Below are 16,624 nucleotides of genomic sequence, written 5' to 3'. Positions count from 1 at the left end.
CCCGTAAAGGCTGGTTTTTTTGTTTTATAGGTTGTTCACCTTCTTTCAGTCTTTTAACCTTAAGGCAACATAAGCATCTCCCGACGGTGATCCTACTTTGCCGCCACCTCCTGCCGCTATTACTATATATTGCTTACCATTAAGCATATAAGTAGCCGGCGTTGCATAACCACCCGCCGGTAGTTTATACTCCCATAACAATTTGCCGGTGTGTTTATCAAATATCCTGATCTTTTCATCGAAGGTGGCTGCAATAATAACAAGCCCGCCGGCTGTAACTACCGCCCCGCCCAGGTTCTGTGTTCCTGTAGCCGGAATTCCTCTTTTGGCTAACTCGGGATATTCACCCAATGGCACTTTCCAAAGCAGTTTACCCTTATTCAAATCAATGGCATTAAGTGTTCCCCAGGGCGGCTTTACACCGGGATATCCTTCCTTATCGGTTAGTACCGTCCATCCGTTATGCACGTAGCGGTACTGTTGCACGGGGTTTGTTGCGGTTGTTTGTGTATGCGTTGCCTTTTGCTTCTCATCAAACAAAAAATCTATCAGCGCTTTTTTATCTTCTTCCTTAATATTCGGATAGGCAGGCATTTGTCCTTTCCCCGTTTTTAACAGGGCGGCTACCTGCTCTTTTGAAAATTTTTTGGAGAGTTGCTGAAGAGAAGGAAACACGGCAGTGCCGGCCCGGTTTGCACCATGACACATTGTACAGTTATTGAGCGTATATATTTTTTCTCCGCGTGAAGCGCCTGCATCATCCGAAAGCGATACAGCTTTCATTTTAATCAGCAATGGAATTTCATTTGCATTTACATACAATACACCTGTTTCCGGATCAAAGGATGCACCTCCCCATTCCGCTCCCCCTCTTGTTCCCGGAAACTGTACAACGCCATTGGTATCGGGTGGTGTAAAGATGGAACCCATCCTTACATTTTTTACTTTTTGCTCAACAAAAGCATGAGCCGAATCAGAAATATCGGTGATATCATGGTAAGAAAAATGCTGGCGTGCAAAGGGAGCCGGTTTTACAGGAAAAGGCTGCGTTGGCCAGGTGGCTTCGCCCGGTAAAAACGACCGGGGAACTGCCCGCTCTTCTATTGAAAATATGGGTTCGCCCGTTAAGCGATTAAATAAAAAAACCATACCCATTTTAGTTACCTGGGCAACAGCATCGGTTTTTGTTTGCCCGTTGTTTACTGTAACCAATGTGGGCGGCGCCGGCAAATCATAATCCCATAAGTCGTGATGCACCAACTGGTAATGCCACCTGCGTTCACCTGTTTGGGCATCGAGCGCCACAATGCAGTTGCCAAAAAGATTTGTTCCTTTACGGTTTCCGCCGTAAAAATCAAATGCGGGGGAACCGAGGGGAACAAACACCATTCCTTTTTCTTCATCCACACTCATTCCCGCCCAGGCATTTGTTCCGCCAGCTTCTTTGTACGAATCTTTATCCCATGTATCATAACCAAATTCACCTGGCTGGGGTATGGTATTAAAAGTCCAGGCTATTTTACCGGTTCGAACATTATAGGCTCTTACAAAACCCGGAGCAGCATCATATCCCTCACCCAATGCGGTGCCCTGTATTAAAAGATCCTTATAAATAATGCCGGGAGAAGTAGCCCATACGGCAAGCTTGGCCGGGTCGCGTCCCAAACCCACACGCAAATCCACTTTGCCGCTGTCGCCAAAATTTAAAAGCAGGGAACCATCATCTGCATTCAAAGCATAGAGATAATGTCCCGCGGAAAAAAATATTCTTCTGTCATTATCTTCCGCCCAATACGTTACACCGCGGTTTACACCTGTTGCTTCTTCATTAACAAACGGGTTAAACTGCCAGATCTCTTTTCCTTTTAGCGGATCTAATGCAATTAATTTTAATTGGGGTGATGTAACGTACATCATACCATTTACGATAATCGGGTTGCATTGTATAGTGGAGCGGTTTCCTTCACGTGCATCACCGGTATGGTATATCCATGCTACTTCCAAAAGATGAAGGTTGGTGCTATTGATCTGATCCAGTGCGGAATAACCCGTGCTGCCTTTATCGCCCCTGTAAATTTCCCAAGTGGTAAAGGGTTGTTGCCGTTGCTGCTGACAACCCATTAAAAGCAAGACAATACAAACCGTACAACAAATAATTTTCATGCAGGCAGTGATTATCGTTTCAATATTTTAAGCGCGTTTGTTTTGTATACCTTTTTTAAAACGGCATCGCTCAAACCAAATCCATGCAGCGGCCAGTGATAGCCGGTTACATTATGATAATAAAAATGCTCATCACTGGTTTGAAGGATGCGAAATGTCATTTCATACATTTCGCTGTAAAACCCCATATCGGTTCCGTATAATAATTTGTCCTGGTATTTTTCAAAAAAGTTGAACATATACCGTGGTATGGGTGATGTTTCGGCATAGCGCGCAGAAATATCAGCATAGAGATTGGGATATTTATCCAATAGATTGCCCAAAATGCTGAGGTCATAACCGCAATTGGCATAATGGCAGGCAATGAATGTGGTATTGGGATTTTCCCGTACAACGTTTTCAAGTGTTTGTACCAAAGCCGAATGCCCAATGAGATTTTTCTTTGATTTATATTGCTCTATTCTCCACTCATAGGCATTCATCAACCCGTCGTTGGTAGAATCCATCGGTTCATACATCCACATAGGTTCCGCTACATGAATATTAACAGGCATTTTCAGTTCGCCACATTTTTGAAACAAAGGTTTCAGCCGCGGGTCATCTACATGCATACCCGAAGGCGCCGGGTAAGAATAATATTCCCCAAAACCCTTGTCGCCCAGTTCACCCACACCTTTGGCGCCCATTCGAAAACATCTTTCCAATTCTTTTACCGCTTTTTCCACTCCACCGGGCTCGTTAATCGCCGAATAATCAAATCCGCACCATACATCAAAGCGGCCTTTGTATTTGGAGTAAACCTGGTAAACAGAATCAAACTTTTTACCCGTGGTATAAGAGAGGATAAGCGTTTTTTCAATTCCATATTTATCCATCAATGCTATCCAGCTTTCAATATCGGCTGCCGATTCCGCATAGCTGTGCGAATGCATATCAATTACCGGGAACTTTGCTTTTTCAATTTTTGTGACAGGAATTTTATAGATGGATTTGGGCCGGTAGCTCTTTAATAAAATGCTATCGGCGCGCTGGGCTACGGAAACATGGCCAATAGCGGCAGACAAACCAATAAGTAGCAGGCATAATTTTGTGTAAAAAGACATATGTATAGCTGTTGGTTTTGAGCAAGGTTTACATAAATATAACGCTTTGTTCCAGGGTATTAATTCATTCTTCTTACAACTCCCAGAATCAGGTTAATAATATAACTCAATTGCGTTAATAACAGCAGCATGATCAGAACAGGAACGATCATTTGAGGGTTGAGCCCTGTTTGAAAGGATAGCTCCATAATTTCATTGGAGGCATTTTGACCGGCATAGCGAAAAAAGAGGAATACAATAAGCACAAGCAGCAACAATGTAATTACAATATGCACCCATATTAAAATGACCGAAAATAAAAACCGGACGGTAATCATATATAATATCCAGAAAAGCAATAAAAGCATAGCGATCGCCCTGAGCGTGTCGGAATAATTTAATACATAAGAAGCCCCCTGTACCGGCAGATCCATTGGACGATTGGCGGGGATAAAAGACAACATGATCAGCAAAACGGCTGCCAGGGCAAGCATATGATATGGCTTTGAAAGCAGGTTCATTTTTTAGTTTTCATAATACGAAGAAACAGGAAACCATCAATAAAACAAAAACCCGCTCTACTTTCGCAGAACGGGTTATCTATTAAAATGCACTTTTTTACTTATCACTAACCACTCACGGCTGACTACTCACTACGCCGTCACCTTTCCTTTCACCTTTGCAATTACTTCTTCGGCAATATTATTAGGTGTAGGATTATAATGACTGAATTCCATGGTGGATGTAGCACGACCGGAAGTTAATGAACGCAGTTGGGTTACATAACCAAACATTTCGCTCAATGGTACTTTGGCTTTAATTACCTGCAGGTTATTACGGGTATCCATGCCTTCCAGTATACCACGGCGGCGGTTAATATCGCCTGTTACATCACCCATATATTGATCTGGTGTTAACACTTCTACTTTCATAATAGGTTCCAGCAGTACGGGTTTGGCTTTACGGCCTGCTTCACGGAAACCGCTTTTTGCGCAAAGTTCAAACGACATAGAGTCGGAATCCACATCATGAAAACTACCGTCAAACACACGCACCTTCATATGTTCCAGCGGGTAATTGGCTAAAACCCCGTTACCCATAGAAGTTTCAAAACCTTTTTGTATAGCCGGAACAAATTCACGGGGAATAGATCCACCGAAGATATCATTCACAAACTGGAATGATTTGCCCGGGTTCTCTTTCAGCCATTCTTCATCAGCGGGTCCAATTTCAAATATGATATCGGCGAACTTACCACGGCCACCTGTCTGTTTTTTCAATACTTCGCGATGTTCCACCTTGTTTGTAAAGGCTTCCTTATATGCCACCTGCGGCGCGCCCTGGTTCACTTCTACTTTAAATTCACGGCGCATACGGTCTATAATAATCTCCAGGTGCAGTTCACCCATTCCACGGAGGATGGTTTGACCGGTATCTTCATCTGTATTTACCCGTAGCGTTGGATCTTCTTCCACCAGCTTACCAATGGCCATACCCATTTTATCTACATCTACCTGTGTTTTAGGTTCAACAGCGATGGCAATTACCGGTTCGGGAATGAACATGTTTTCCAGTGTAATGGGATGATCTTCATCGCAAAGCGTATCACCGGTTTTTATTTCCTTAAACCCTACTGCCGCACCAATGTCGCCGGCTTCAATAAAATCAACGGGATTTTGTTTGTTGGCAAACATTTTCATGATACGGCTGATCCGCTCTTTCTTACCGCTTCTAACGTTCAATACATAAGAACCCGCATCCAAGTGCCCTGAATACACACGGAAGAATGCAAGACGCCCCACAAAAGGATCGGTCATGATCTTAAACGCCAGTGCTGCAAAAGGTTCTTTTGCATCAGGCTTACGCACTTCCACCGCACCAGTATCAGGATTTACACCCTCTACGGCATCAATATCTATTGGTGAAGGAAGGTAGCGGCAAACAGCATCAAGCGCAGTTTGTACGCCTTTGTTTTTGAATGACGAACCACACATCATAGGCACAATGCTCAGGTCAACCGTAGCCTTACGGATGGCTTCATGCATCTCATCTTCTGTAATCGTATTGGGATCATCGAAAAACTTTTCCATTAATTTGTCATCGTATTCAGCCACAGCTTCTACCAAATGACCTCTCCACTCATTGGCCTCTTCCAGCAAATCGGCAGGCACTTCAATTTCATCAAAGGTCATTCCTTCGGTTTCCATATGCCATATAACGCCCTTCATCTTAATAAGGTCAACCACGCCTATAAAATTCTCTTCCGCACCTATGGGCAATTGCAGGGGAACTGCTTTCGCGCCCAGCATTTCCTTCACCTGTTTTACTACATTTAAAAAGTCGGCACCCGCACGGTCCATTTTATTCACAAATCCTATACGTGGCACTTTATAACGGTTTGCCTGGCGCCAAACGGTTTCACTCTGGGGCTCAACCCCATCCACAGCCGAAAACAGGGCGATCAACCCATCAAGTACGCGCATGGAACGTTCTACTTCCACTGTAAAATCCACGTGCCCGGGCGTATCAATAATATTGAAAGCATATTTTTTGGTATCGGGTGTAACCTTTCCCTTATCGGTGGGAAAATTCCACTGGCAACTTACCGCTGCAGAGGTAATGGTAATGCCTCTTTCTTTTTCCTGCTCCATCCAGTCGGTAGTGGCAGCACCGTCATGCACCTCCCCTATTTTGTGTATCATACCGGTGTAGCGCAGAATACGCTCTGTAGTAGTGGTTTTACCGGCATCAATATGTGCCGCAATACCAAAGTTTCTCTGAAATTTTAAGTCTGCCATTTTATTGGGGATTAAATATGTTTTTATTTATAATATATGTTAAAGAGAAAATTCTCTCAACTATATTTTTTTGAGGCGCAAAGGTAGCGAAATTAGTGTGAAAACAATAGCACGGCAATTGTAAAATTTTATACTGAAAAAACAAGGAAAGCCGTGCCGGGTTTGGTAGCTTTATAGCGCACGGAAAGGAAAAAAACACTTAAGTACAGTGGGTTATTACTCTTCACTGCCATTTTGTTCATTTTAATTGCCGGCCTGTTTATTGCAAAGATTATCATTTTGAGAGAAGCATTACCATAAATGCTCCCAAAGAAAAGGTATGGGAACAGGTAAACAATTTTACCAACCGCAATAAATGGAGCTCATGGGCAGAATATGACCTCAACATGCAGCACACCATTGAAGGCACAGACGGAACAGTTGGCGTTGTGCACAAATGGAAATACGACTAAGGCTATGGGGATTCGACAGCAGGTTCCCATATCCCAGGAGTAAGATGAAATTATTTATGAATATGGATAAAATGATGGATAAAGATTTTAGCATTGGATTGAATAAGCTTAAACAAAACTGTGAAGCGCTTTAAGAACAGGGATCAATTTTCTTTGACAAACCAATTTAGAAAGGGAGTTAAGCAATGGCAACAAAAAAAATACTAGTAATAGGCGGAGGATTTGCAGGTATTAACCTGGCCAAACATCTGGCAGAACATGATGAATTCAACATTACCCTGGCAGATAAAAATAATTATAATTTTTTTCCGCCCCTCCTCTACCAGGTAGCTACAGGGTTTTTAGAAGCCTCTAACATCAGCTATCCGTTCCGCAAAATGTTCCAGGGCAAAAAAAACATCCGGTTCAGGATGGGAGAATTATTGAAAGTAATCCCGGAAGAAAACAAAGTGGTGCTATCATCGGGCGAACTTGAATATGATTACCTGGTATTGGCTACAGGAACTGAAAGCAATTATTTTGGACTGGAAAATGTGAAGAAGAATGCTATTCCAATGAAAACAGTTAATGATGCGCTGGAAATGCGCAATTACCTGTTGCAGCAATTAGAAATCGCTACGGTTACCACCGATAAAGCAGAAAGAGAGAAATTGCTTACCATTGTTATTGCCGGCGGCGGACCAACAGGAGTGGAGGTATCGGGCATGCTGGCCGAGATGAGAAAGTTTATCATCCGGAAAGATTATCCTGAGTTCAGGGGGGCCAAAGATCAAAGCCATATTTATTTAATAGACGGGGGCGCCCAATTGCTGTCGCCCATGACTCAAAAATCTCAGAAAGATACCTATAGCGCCTTATTAAAATTAGGAGTGGAAATTAAGCTGAACATACAGGTAAAAGATTATGTAGATGATACAGTTATCCTGTCTAACGGAGAGCATATTCAAACCAAAACACTGATCTGGGCTGCAGGTGTTTCAGCTAAAATTGCGGATGGCATTCCTGCCACTTCTTACGGAAAGGGCAAACGGCTTTTGACAGATGAATTCAATAAAGTGGAGGATACATCCAACATATATGCCATTGGCGATGCATGCCTGCAAACCAGCGATCCCGGTTTTCCGGAAGGACATCCCCAGGTAGCACAGGTAGCCTTGCAACAAGGGAAAAATGTAGCCATTAATTTTATAAGAATGGTGGCTCAAAAACCGCTCCGCTCATTCCGCTACACAGACAAAGGCACAATGGCTATTATAGGCCGAAATAAAGCCGTTGCAGATATACCTAAGCCCACATTGCACTTTAAGGGATTTATCGCCTGGTTCATGTGGTTGTTCATTCACCTTACTTCATTAATAACCTACCGCAATAAGATAACCACCCTTTATAACTGGATGATCGCCTATTTTACAAAAGACCAGGCGCTCAGAATGATTATAAGACCTTTAAAAAAAGAAGAGCAAATAACTTAGTCCATTAAATTCGGGATACGCTCACTATCGTCATCATACTCAAATTGCAGCATAATCGAAAATTGCAGGAAATTTTTACTTCCACGTTTGTCAAGAGCATAATTGTACTGGTTTACATACCCGGCCTGAACAGTGGTAACAGGAGTTAAAATATAGCCTCCACCCGCAAAAAACCTGTTGCGCTCAAAATGCGGCGCCTTGTTATTGAGGAAAATTTCATCGTATGCATTCAAATAAAATGTTCCGGGTAGCAGTTTGGAAGCATTGAGGGGTAGCATCATATTAAAACGATAACGAAAACGGTTCCGGTAACCATCGGTCATCCATTTTTGCTCTGCACGATAGCGGTGTTCAATTTTCAGGCGGTTCAGGTACTGGTTCATGGTAACCTGCTGCCAAATCCGAAACTCTTCATTATCAAATGGCTTAGCAAAATTGCCATCGCCGGAATAAGTAGCGTACCTGCCCACACCAACCAGGAATGAAAAATTGCTATTAATGCTATAGCTTATCCCACCCTTAATTTCATAATAAAAGAAATTGTCAAAAAATTTATTTGATCTCGCCTGCAATTCTGCAAAAGTCTCCCACTTGTTGCTTAAGCTTAATTGCGCATTCACCACCTGCCAGGAACCCAGATCTTTGTTTTGAGAAAAAACAAAATTTGAGAGCAGCAAAACAATTATTGTGATTTTAAGTTTCATGCCGGGAAATTTACAAAATCGTGGTGCAGGTATGGTTCTTAGTAAATAAAAACCCTGCCGTAGAAGAACAGCAGGGTATAAAATTATTAAAAATGACTTTATATTCTGAAATGGGCAAATGCTTTGTTGGCATCGGCCATACGGTGTGTATCTTCTTTCTTTTTAAAAGCCGCGCCCTCTCCTTTACTTGCGGCCACAATTTCATTGGCTAATTTATCTGCCATTGTTTTTCCGTTCCTGTCGCGGCTATAGCGGATAAGCCATTTGATGCTAAGCGATACTTTGCGGTCGGGACGAACTTCAGCAGGGATCTGAAAAGTTGCGCCACCAATTCTGCGGCTGCGTACTTCCACACCCGGCGTAACATTATTCAGTGCACGTTTCCATATTTCATATCCGTTTTCGCCGGAAATTTTTGAAACACGGTCAATAGCATTATAAAAAATATCGTAAGCAGTGCTTTTTTTGCCACCCCACATTAAGTTATTTACAAAACGGGTAACCAGTTTGTCGTTAAACTTTGGATCGGGTGCTAATGGTAATTTTTTGGCTTGTGCTTTACGCATATTGGTTAAATATTATTACTCAATTAATTTATTTGGCCCAAAGCTATTTTTTAGCTTTTTCTCTTTTGGTACCGTACTTGGAACGGCTTTGTTTGCGATCCTTTACGCCCGCAGTATCCAGGCTGCCTCTTACTATATGGTAACGAACGCCGGGTAAATCCTTTACACGCCCACCCCTGATCAATACAATAGAGTGCTCCTGCAAATTATGTCCTTCACCGGGGATGTAGGCAATCACTTCCACCTTATTGGTTAAACGCACTTTTGCAACTTTACGCAAAGCAGAATTGGGTTTTTTAGGAGTGGTGGTATATACACGGGTACAAACACCACGACGCTGCGGACAGCTATCCAAAGCCCTTGATTTGCTTTTTGCTCTGATGATTTCTCTACCTTTTCTAACTAATTGTTGTATTGTGGGCATTCTAACCTTTTATTTTTGGGAGGGCAAAGGTAAGCGGCTTGTTGGGAAATACCAAAATTTATAAGTTCAAATTATTAAAAACCTGCCGGTTATTTAATTTCACCCCTTGCCTGCACATTTGCACCGTTCATTACTTTTACATAAAAACCCGACTTACCGATCAAATCGCTGTATTTTACGGGGAGGTTGGATCCACTGCTGACAACCGGGTTTATAACCAACTTGCCTGATTTTCCATCCACAGAACCCAGATATGAAAATACCAGTTCATTGTCAGCTTCGTCCCTGGTATTAATTACAGCATCAAAAGCTGTCCCGTCCTGCCGGTAAGGCTCATTTAGGGAGATCGTTAACTTCGCATTCCCATCTCTCAACTGGTCAATGCGAAAACTACCCGCTTCTGCCTCACTGCCGCTTGAATAATTAAATAGCTTATACTCCCTGAAATCAAGTTGCGGATCAGGATCATTGCCGCTATCTTTTGCACATCCTAAGAGCAGCCCTGATAAAGAAATAAATAGAATCAACACGCTCCGGCCAGTAAGTTGCCTTATCATAATGTTTCGTTTGGCAGATGTAGTTACAATTTCGTACCAGACTCATTATTTATATCACAATTAACTGTAAAAGAAAATATTAACTGCAGGAATTGCATGAAAAAAACCACTATTTAAAATGGCTTTTGTATGCTGCGGGGCTTTTTTTCCTCAAACTTACACAGGAAACATCCAATGGTGTGTATCTGGCGACTTCCCTTGACGGATGCCGTTTAATTTTTTCTTTATTTCCGCACTCAGCGTCCAGTCTTTTTCACCGAATTCCATTACATAATCCCGGTATTTTAACTTTTGTATCATGGCAACAGTGGCTGCGGTTCCCGTACCAAATACTTCCTGTAACCTGCCTTCTTTATGCGCTTTTATCACTTCGTCAATATTAATGCGACGCTCTTCCACCGGTATATCCATTTCTTTTAAAATAGTAATTACACTATTGCGGGTTACACCATTTAATATCGTTTCTTCTTCAAGAGAAGGTGTTATGGCGGTATGATCAATAATAAAGAACACGTTCATCATCCCTACTTCCTGCAACCATTTGTGTTCAGAAGCATCTGTCCATAGTACCTGGTCGTAACCCTGCTTTTGTGCTTCTGTGGCGGCCAGCATGCTGCCTCCATAATTACCGGCATTCTTGGCAAACCCAACACCTCCCGGAGCTGCACGGGTGTATCTTTCTTCTACATAAATATTCATTGGCTTGGGAAAATAAGGGCCTGTTGGACTTAAGATAATAAGAAATTTATATTTGGAAGAAGGCCGAACGCCCAGCATGGTATCGGTAGAAAACATAAAAGGCCTGATATAAAGAGAATGCTCCTTTTTAGCAGGTATCCATTTCTTATCCAATTCAATAAGACGGCGCATGCCTTCAATAAAAATTTCTTCAGGCACTTCAGGCATATCCATTCTTTCGGCAGATATATTAAAGCGCCTGAAATTGTCATAAGGCCTGAATATGAAAGCGTTACCCTCTTCGTCTTTATATGCTTTAATGCCTTCAAAAATAGCCTGCCCATAATGCAATGCCGCTAATGAGGGCTCCAGCAATAAAGGTTGGTAAGGCTTAATTTCCACATTTGTCCACTTACCATTCTCATATTCTGCTTCCAGCATATGATCCGTAAAATATTTTCCAAAAGGCAGGTTTTCCAGATCAATATCCTGCAGCTTGCTTCTTTCTGTTTTTGTAACCTGAATATCCATAGCGGCAATCATAAAACACTATTTTTGTTGCAAAGAAACGAAAAAACTTCATGGCCGAAAGACCACTTGTCAATTTGTATGAGCCTTAAAAATGTAAAATTACCGGAAATCCTGATAGCAAACCTGTATACAGCCCCACTTGTTTGTTTACAAAATACAGCCGAAGCCCCCACCTCGACCACAACCGGTTTAAAATTTCTGGGCTCCAATCAAAAACAAATCACTATCCTGGTTAATGTGAGTGATGCTACTTACCTTACCGACAAATCGTTTGCTTTTTTAACCGGTGTATTAAATGCCTGCAAATTGAATATGGCGGATGTAGCCATTATTAACATGAATCAATCCACAAACAATCATTACCTGGACCTTAATAGCATAACCCGGCCTAAAATCAAGCTTCTTTTTGGCGTATCACCTCAGGAAATAGGATTACCCATTCATTTTCCCTATTTCCAGGTGCAGCCCTATAACAATGTTGTTTATTTATGCGCACCGGATTTAAACAGCATTGAGGAAGACAAGTCACTTAAAACTCAACTGTGGGCTGGCTTGAAGTCCGTTTTTCAACTTTAATGCAATCCCAATATGCAAAAACTTATTTTCGCTACCAATAACACACATAAGGCAGAAGAGATTCGTTCTGTGCTTGAAGGGCAATTTACTATAATAACCCTCAAAGAAGCAGGCATAGATATGGATATTCCGGAACCTTTTGATACATTGGAAGAAAATGCGCGTCAGAAAGCCACTACAGTTTATAATTTAACCGGAATAAGCTGTTTTGGAGAAGATACAGGTCTGGAAACAAATGCCCTGGATGGTGAGCCAGGCGTTAAAAGTGCAAGGTATGCGGGAGAAGAAAGAGATTTTACAGCTAATATTGAGAAGTTGCTGGATAGATTAAAAGACAAAACAGACAGAACTGCCAGGTTCAGAACTGTTATTTCATTACTACTTGATGGTGTTGAATACCAGTTTGAAGGCATTTGTGAAGGCAGCATTACTACCCGGCCCCGGGGCGGAAAAGGGTTTGGCTATGACCCGGTTTTTATACCCAATAATGCCGGGCACACATTTGCCGAAATGTCATTACCGGAAAAGAATCAATACAGCCATAGAGGAAAGGCAATGGAACAATTGATGCAGTTTTTAATAAAAAAATAATCGCATTATCATATGATACAAAACAGGATAGGAGCAAATTGATCTTCATACGATTAAATGTCTATGCAAAGCAACCATAACATGAGCGAAAGCGACTTAATAAAAGGTTGCCTGGAGGGAGATCGCCGGGCGCAGGAATATTTATATCAAAGGTTTTCGCCCAAAATGTACGGTGTTTGCCTCCGTTATGCCGGCAAAGCTGAAGATGCCCAGGATATTTTGCAGGATGGATTTGTGAAAATTTTCAAAAATCTCCATATGTACAGGGGCGATGGTTCGTTTGAAGGCTGGATTAGAAGGATATTTGTAAATACCGCAATTGAACATTATCGCAGGCAGGTTAATCTTTACCCCGTTACCGAAAATCATGAGAGCCTGCTTGAGACAAAAGAGATATCTGCTTTTGATAGCTTAAGTGTAAAGGACCTGATGAAAATCATCCAGCAATTATCCCCGGGTTACAGAACAGTGTTTAACTTATATGTAGTTGAAGGCTATTCGCACAAAGAAATAGCGGAAATGATTGGCATTAGCGAAGGAACGAGTAAATCGCAACTGGCAAGAGCAAAGGGAGTGTTGCAGAATATCATTAATACAAAAAGAACATCACCCTAATACTATCCTGACCCTCATCATGAAATGGAAAAATGAATTATATAATCATGAAGTCAATCCACCCGAACACGTGTGGAAAAGGGTAGTTTATGACCTGGATAATGAATTTTTAGAATTTAAAAACAGATTATACCATGTTGAAATCCGCCCACCAGATAATAGCTGGGAGATCATTCAATATTCCCTCGATACCCCGTCCATTGCAAACCCGAAAAACTTTAATATAAAAAAAGTGTTTCGTATAGCCGCTGCCGCAGCGCTTATCGGAATTTCTTTTTTTGCCGCCAATTACTTTATAGCGGGCAGCGATAAAAGTAAAGCCACAGCGGGTAAAAAAACAACCCCTGATACAACGTATAAAAATCAAACTGATCAGCCTGTTATCAAAAACGAAGACGATATCAGCGCTCCGGCAAGTGCAAAGCCTATGATCGCTTCGCACGTCAGAAGCAAAAAATATAAAGCCGAAGCCAATACCATAATTGATTTTTACAGCGAAGATGAAACCTATAATGCTCCGCCGGTTTCATTAGTACCGGATGACAATACGGCTATCACCGACCGTTACGACTTAGACCAAACGGCCGCCAAACGCATCCGTAATTTAAAGGGCGAGGTAAAGGAAGATGTAAGTTTACTTGACTTGCCCAACAGCTATTTTTTAATGACAGGACCCAATGGACATTCGGTAAGGGTTTCCTCCAAATTCAGAAATACCATTCAATACCTGAACGGCAGTAGCAACGAGGAATTGCTGGATGTTATTCTCAGGGAAAGCCAGTACTGGAGAAATCAATTTAAAGAATGGAAAGAAGAAGTAGGTCATTCCACTTTCATTCCCTCCGCTGAAAACTTTATGGATATTGCCGAACTGATGAAACTGCTGCAACAGCATAACAACAAATAGTTCTGCTTCATTTTCCGCATTTATATTTGTCCAAAAAATAAAATATGTCCAGGATAAAGCTTGAACTACCGGAGCACTTTTCTTTCTCCACTAAAATTCCCATTCGTATAACCGATATTAATTATGGCGGGCATGCCGGCAATGATAGTATTCTTGCTATGATTCATGAGGCGAGGATACAATTTTTGCAACAGTATGCGTACAATGAAAAAAACTTTGCAGGTGTTGGCCTTATTATGAATGATGTGGTTATTGAATTTAAAAAAGAACTGTTTTATGGAGATGTGGTAGATGTAGCCGTAACAGCAACTGCATTTGAAAGAGTGAGCTTTGATATCGTTTACAAATTAAATACCCATAGAAACGGGAAGAATATTATAGTTGCTACGGCCAAAACAGGTATGGTTTGCTTTGATTACAGCAGCAAAAAAATAGCCTCTGTTCCCGAAGAAGCAAGAAGGAAGCTATCGGCAGTTTAAATCCTGTTCCAAAATCAATGATCAAAATCATTTCTCCAGCCCTCTCCCTTTAGTTTTCCTGCTTTTTTAAGCACTTCGGCCTCCATATTCTTTTTATACTGCACTACTTTGTTACCAATATTAGTATCAAAGGCGCCAAGTATAGTTGCTGCAAGTATACCAGCATTTTTAGATGCATTTAAAGCCACTGTAGCCACCGGTATTCCGTTGGGCATTTGTAAAATTGACAAAACAGAATCCCATCCGTCAATAGAATTGGAAGACTTAACCGGAACACCAATAACAGGCAACGATGTAAGGGAAGCTACCATCCCGGGCAGATGCGCAGCGCCGCCTGCCCCCGCAATAATAACCTTCAACCCTCTTTCTTTTGCTTTTGAAGCATATTCCACCATACGCATCGGGGTACGATGCGCCGATACCACCGTAAGCTCAAATGGTATATCAAAATCTTTTAAAATGGTGGCAGCATCCTGCATTACCGTTAAGTCGCTGTCGCTGCCCATAATGATACCTACAAGTGGTTGTATTGAAGACATACTGATTAGATTTTAATTTAGCCGTTAGCAATCAGGTATCAGCCATCAGCCTCAGTAGTGAGTAGGTAATAGTCAATAGTCAGTTAGCTGTTCTTGCACCTGCAACCTTCCTTCTTACTTCTCACCTCTCACCACTGACTACTCACCATTCACAATTCACTTCTCCCCACTCACTACTTTCAAAATATGTCTGATCCGGCTTTGCTTATAGGTCAGGTCATTTCTGTCTGCACTTAAAATGGTAACATGCCCCATTTTTCTACCGGGCTTTGTTTCTTTTTTTCCATAAATATGCACGAATACATTATCCATTTGCAACACATCTTCCAGACCTTCGTACTTTGCTATCCCGCTATAATTATCTTCACCCAATACATTTACAATAGCCGCGGGAAGAATGGGTGCAGTATTGCCAAGGGGATAATCTAAAATAATACGCCAGAGCATATCAAACTGGGAACTGTAATTCCCTTCTATAGTATGATGTCCGCTATTGTGTACTCTTGGCGCCGTTTCATTTACATATATATCACCCGTTTTATCAATAAACAGCTCTACAGCAAAAATACCCGCACTTTTTAATTCTTTCACTACCTTAAGCGCAATAGCTTCCACCTTCCATAAAATAGTTTCGGTAAGTTCGGCAGGGCTTACCTGGTAATCCAGTAAATTCAACAGGGGATTAAAAACCATATCCACAGGTGGGTACAGGGCTGTTTGACCTTTTTCATTGACCGCAACGATCTGTGCAATTTCTTTATGGATACTAATTTTTTTTTCCAGCACCGCAGGCGCATCAAATCCTTTATCCAGGTCTTCTTTGGATGTAATAACCTGAACGCCCCGGCCATCATATCCTCCCGCGCTTAGCTTATGCACAGCCGGTAAAAAATCTGCATGCTGCGCTAAGTCTTCCAGGGATTTTGTAACAACAAACGCCGCTGAAGGAATCGTATGGGATGCGTAAAATTGTTTTTGCTCAATTTTGCTCTTTATGATTCGCAGGGCCGCTGTGCCGGGATATACTTTTACGCCCTTCGCTTCCAGCGCCGCCAGTGCATCATCATTAACAGATTCAATTTCAATGGTAACAGCATCCAGATCTTTCCCGAATTGATATACATCCTCATAATGCCGTATATCTCCTTTCACAAAATGATGACAAAGATGCGCTGCAGGACAATTTTCATCGTTCTCCATTACATAGGTCTCAACGGGGTAGTTAGCGGCCGCCTGCAATAACATTCTGCCCAACTGACCTCCGCCTAAAATTCCAACTTTCAGCATATATCTTATTCAAATAAGGCGTGAAGATAATAAACAGATGGAAATGAAGGCTGAAATGAATCCGGGACAAACATTTTGCCGCCAGAAATTAAAAAAGAAACGTGCTGATTGTTAACAGTTCTTTCCACATTTTATAATGAAGTTTTAACAGGCGGAAGTAAAATAGATAACTGTGTTTTACCGTTAAAGAAAGCTTATGTTTC

The 16,624-nt window shown here is 41.7% G+C and carries 19 protein-coding genes; 8 read left to right on the top strand and 11 right to left on the bottom strand.

What is annotated here, in order from left to right; translation table 11 throughout:
- Positions 1–45 precede the first annotated feature (45 nt).
- From FRX45_RS04425 to fusA, 4 genes are all read right to left on the bottom strand, one after another.
- Positions 46–2,163, bottom strand: a complete 2,118-nt coding sequence (locus tag FRX45_RS04425) for an outer membrane protein assembly factor BamB family protein (protein ID WP_152267193.1) — start codon at positions 2,161–2,163, stop codon at positions 46–48.
- 11 nt (positions 2,164–2,174) lie between these two features.
- Complete coding sequence (locus tag FRX45_RS04420; protein WP_152267192.1) at positions 2,175–3,266, bottom strand: amidohydrolase family protein; 1,092 nt, start codon at positions 3,264–3,266, stop codon at positions 2,175–2,177.
- A gap of 59 nt (positions 3,267–3,325) precedes the next feature.
- Entirely contained in the window at positions 3,326–3,766 is a 441-nt protein-coding gene (locus FRX45_RS04415; protein WP_152267191.1) for a hypothetical protein, read from the bottom strand.
- 132 nt (positions 3,767–3,898) lie between these two features.
- On the bottom strand, positions 3,899–6,043 hold the full coding sequence (gene fusA, locus FRX45_RS04410; protein WP_152267190.1) for an elongation factor G: 2,145 nt from the start codon (positions 6,041–6,043) through the stop codon (positions 3,899–3,901).
- A gap of 215 nt (positions 6,044–6,258) precedes the next feature.
- Here fusA and FRX45_RS23810 point away from each other — a divergent pair, with 215 nt between their 5' ends.
- The 3 genes from FRX45_RS23810 to FRX45_RS04400 are packed head-to-tail and all read left to right on the top strand — an operon-like array spanning position 6,259 to position 7,967.
- Positions 6,259–6,495, top strand: coding sequence for an SRPBCC family protein (locus FRX45_RS23810; protein ID WP_152267554.1), 237 nt, complete (start codon positions 6,259–6,261; stop codon positions 6,493–6,495).
- Positions 6,480–6,629 (top strand): SRPBCC family protein, encoded by a 150-nt coding sequence (locus FRX45_RS23175; RefSeq protein WP_193311579.1) that lies wholly within the window; start codon positions 6,480–6,482, stop codon positions 6,627–6,629. Before FRX45_RS23810 ends, FRX45_RS23175 begins: the two co-directional genes overlap by 16 nt.
- A gap of 51 nt (positions 6,630–6,680) precedes the next feature.
- The gene (locus FRX45_RS04400) at positions 6,681–7,967 is read left to right on the top strand and encodes an NAD(P)/FAD-dependent oxidoreductase (protein WP_152267189.1); all 1,287 of its coding nucleotides are present in this window, start codon (positions 6,681–6,683) and stop codon (positions 7,965–7,967) included.
- Here the strand turns inward: FRX45_RS04400 and FRX45_RS04395 are convergent.
- The 5 genes from FRX45_RS04395 to FRX45_RS04375 form a co-directional block, all read right to left on the bottom strand.
- Positions 7,964–8,671: a DUF2490 domain-containing protein gene (locus FRX45_RS04395; RefSeq protein ID WP_152267188.1), complete on the bottom strand. Its 708-nt coding sequence runs from the start codon at positions 8,669–8,671 to the stop codon at positions 7,964–7,966. The genes FRX45_RS04400 and FRX45_RS04395 overlap by 4 nt on opposite strands.
- A gap of 98 nt (positions 8,672–8,769) precedes the next feature.
- Positions 8,770–9,237 (bottom strand): 30S ribosomal protein S7, encoded by a 468-nt coding sequence (gene rpsG, locus FRX45_RS04390; RefSeq protein WP_152267187.1) that lies wholly within the window; start codon positions 9,235–9,237, stop codon positions 8,770–8,772.
- Between the two features lie 43 nt (positions 9,238–9,280).
- On the bottom strand, positions 9,281–9,661 hold the full coding sequence (gene rpsL, locus FRX45_RS04385; protein ID WP_116876838.1) for a 30S ribosomal protein S12: 381 nt from the start codon (positions 9,659–9,661) through the stop codon (positions 9,281–9,283).
- Between the two features lie 89 nt (positions 9,662–9,750).
- Positions 9,751–10,218, bottom strand: a complete 468-nt coding sequence (locus FRX45_RS04380) for a hypothetical protein (RefSeq protein ID WP_152267186.1) — start codon at positions 10,216–10,218, stop codon at positions 9,751–9,753.
- A gap of 156 nt (positions 10,219–10,374) precedes the next feature.
- The gene (locus tag FRX45_RS04375) at positions 10,375–11,439 is read right to left on the bottom strand and encodes a branched-chain amino acid aminotransferase (protein ID WP_152267185.1); all 1,065 of its coding nucleotides are present in this window, start codon (positions 11,437–11,439) and stop codon (positions 10,375–10,377) included.
- Between the two features lie 66 nt (positions 11,440–11,505).
- Between FRX45_RS04375 and FRX45_RS04370 the strand changes: the two genes are divergently transcribed.
- From FRX45_RS04370 to FRX45_RS04350, 5 genes are all read left to right on the top strand, one after another.
- Entirely contained in the window at positions 11,506–12,003 is a 498-nt protein-coding gene (locus tag FRX45_RS04370; protein ID WP_152267184.1) for a hypothetical protein, read from the top strand.
- A gap of 12 nt (positions 12,004–12,015) precedes the next feature.
- Positions 12,016–12,594 (top strand): RdgB/HAM1 family non-canonical purine NTP pyrophosphatase, encoded by a 579-nt coding sequence (gene rdgB, locus FRX45_RS04365; RefSeq protein ID WP_152267183.1) that lies wholly within the window; start codon positions 12,016–12,018, stop codon positions 12,592–12,594.
- An 81-nt stretch (positions 12,595–12,675) separates the two neighbouring features.
- Positions 12,676–13,209, top strand: coding sequence for an RNA polymerase sigma factor (locus FRX45_RS04360; protein ID WP_226804949.1), 534 nt, complete (start codon positions 12,676–12,678; stop codon positions 13,207–13,209).
- Positions 13,210–13,228: 19 nt separating this feature from the next.
- A complete protein-coding gene (locus FRX45_RS04355) occupies positions 13,229–14,116 on the top strand; it encodes a hypothetical protein (RefSeq protein WP_152267181.1) in 888 nt (295 codons plus the stop codon).
- A gap of 44 nt (positions 14,117–14,160) precedes the next feature.
- Positions 14,161–14,595 (top strand): acyl-CoA thioesterase, encoded by a 435-nt coding sequence (locus FRX45_RS04350; RefSeq protein ID WP_152267180.1) that lies wholly within the window; start codon positions 14,161–14,163, stop codon positions 14,593–14,595.
- A gap of 14 nt (positions 14,596–14,609) precedes the next feature.
- Here FRX45_RS04350 and purE read toward each other — a convergent pair whose 3' ends face one another.
- Both purE and FRX45_RS04340 read right to left on the bottom strand, forming a co-directional pair.
- Positions 14,610–15,134 carry a 5-(carboxyamino)imidazole ribonucleotide mutase gene (purE, locus tag FRX45_RS04345; protein ID WP_152267179.1) on the bottom strand — a complete coding sequence of 175 codons (525 nt, stop codon included), beginning with the start codon at positions 15,132–15,134 and terminating at the stop codon, positions 14,610–14,612.
- 156 nt (positions 15,135–15,290) lie between these two features.
- Positions 15,291–16,421, bottom strand: a complete 1,131-nt coding sequence (locus FRX45_RS04340) for a 5-(carboxyamino)imidazole ribonucleotide synthase (RefSeq protein WP_152267178.1) — start codon at positions 16,419–16,421, stop codon at positions 15,291–15,293.
- Between the last annotated feature and the right edge of the window lie 203 nt (positions 16,422–16,624).

The sequence above is a fragment of the Agriterribacter humi genome (assembly GCF_009192765.1).
GTDB classification, from domain to species: Bacteria; Bacteroidota; Bacteroidia; order Chitinophagales; family Chitinophagaceae; genus Agriterribacter; species Agriterribacter humi.
Note: the sequence above shows the minus strand (reverse complement) of the source record. Positions and strands in the feature narration are given on the sequence as shown.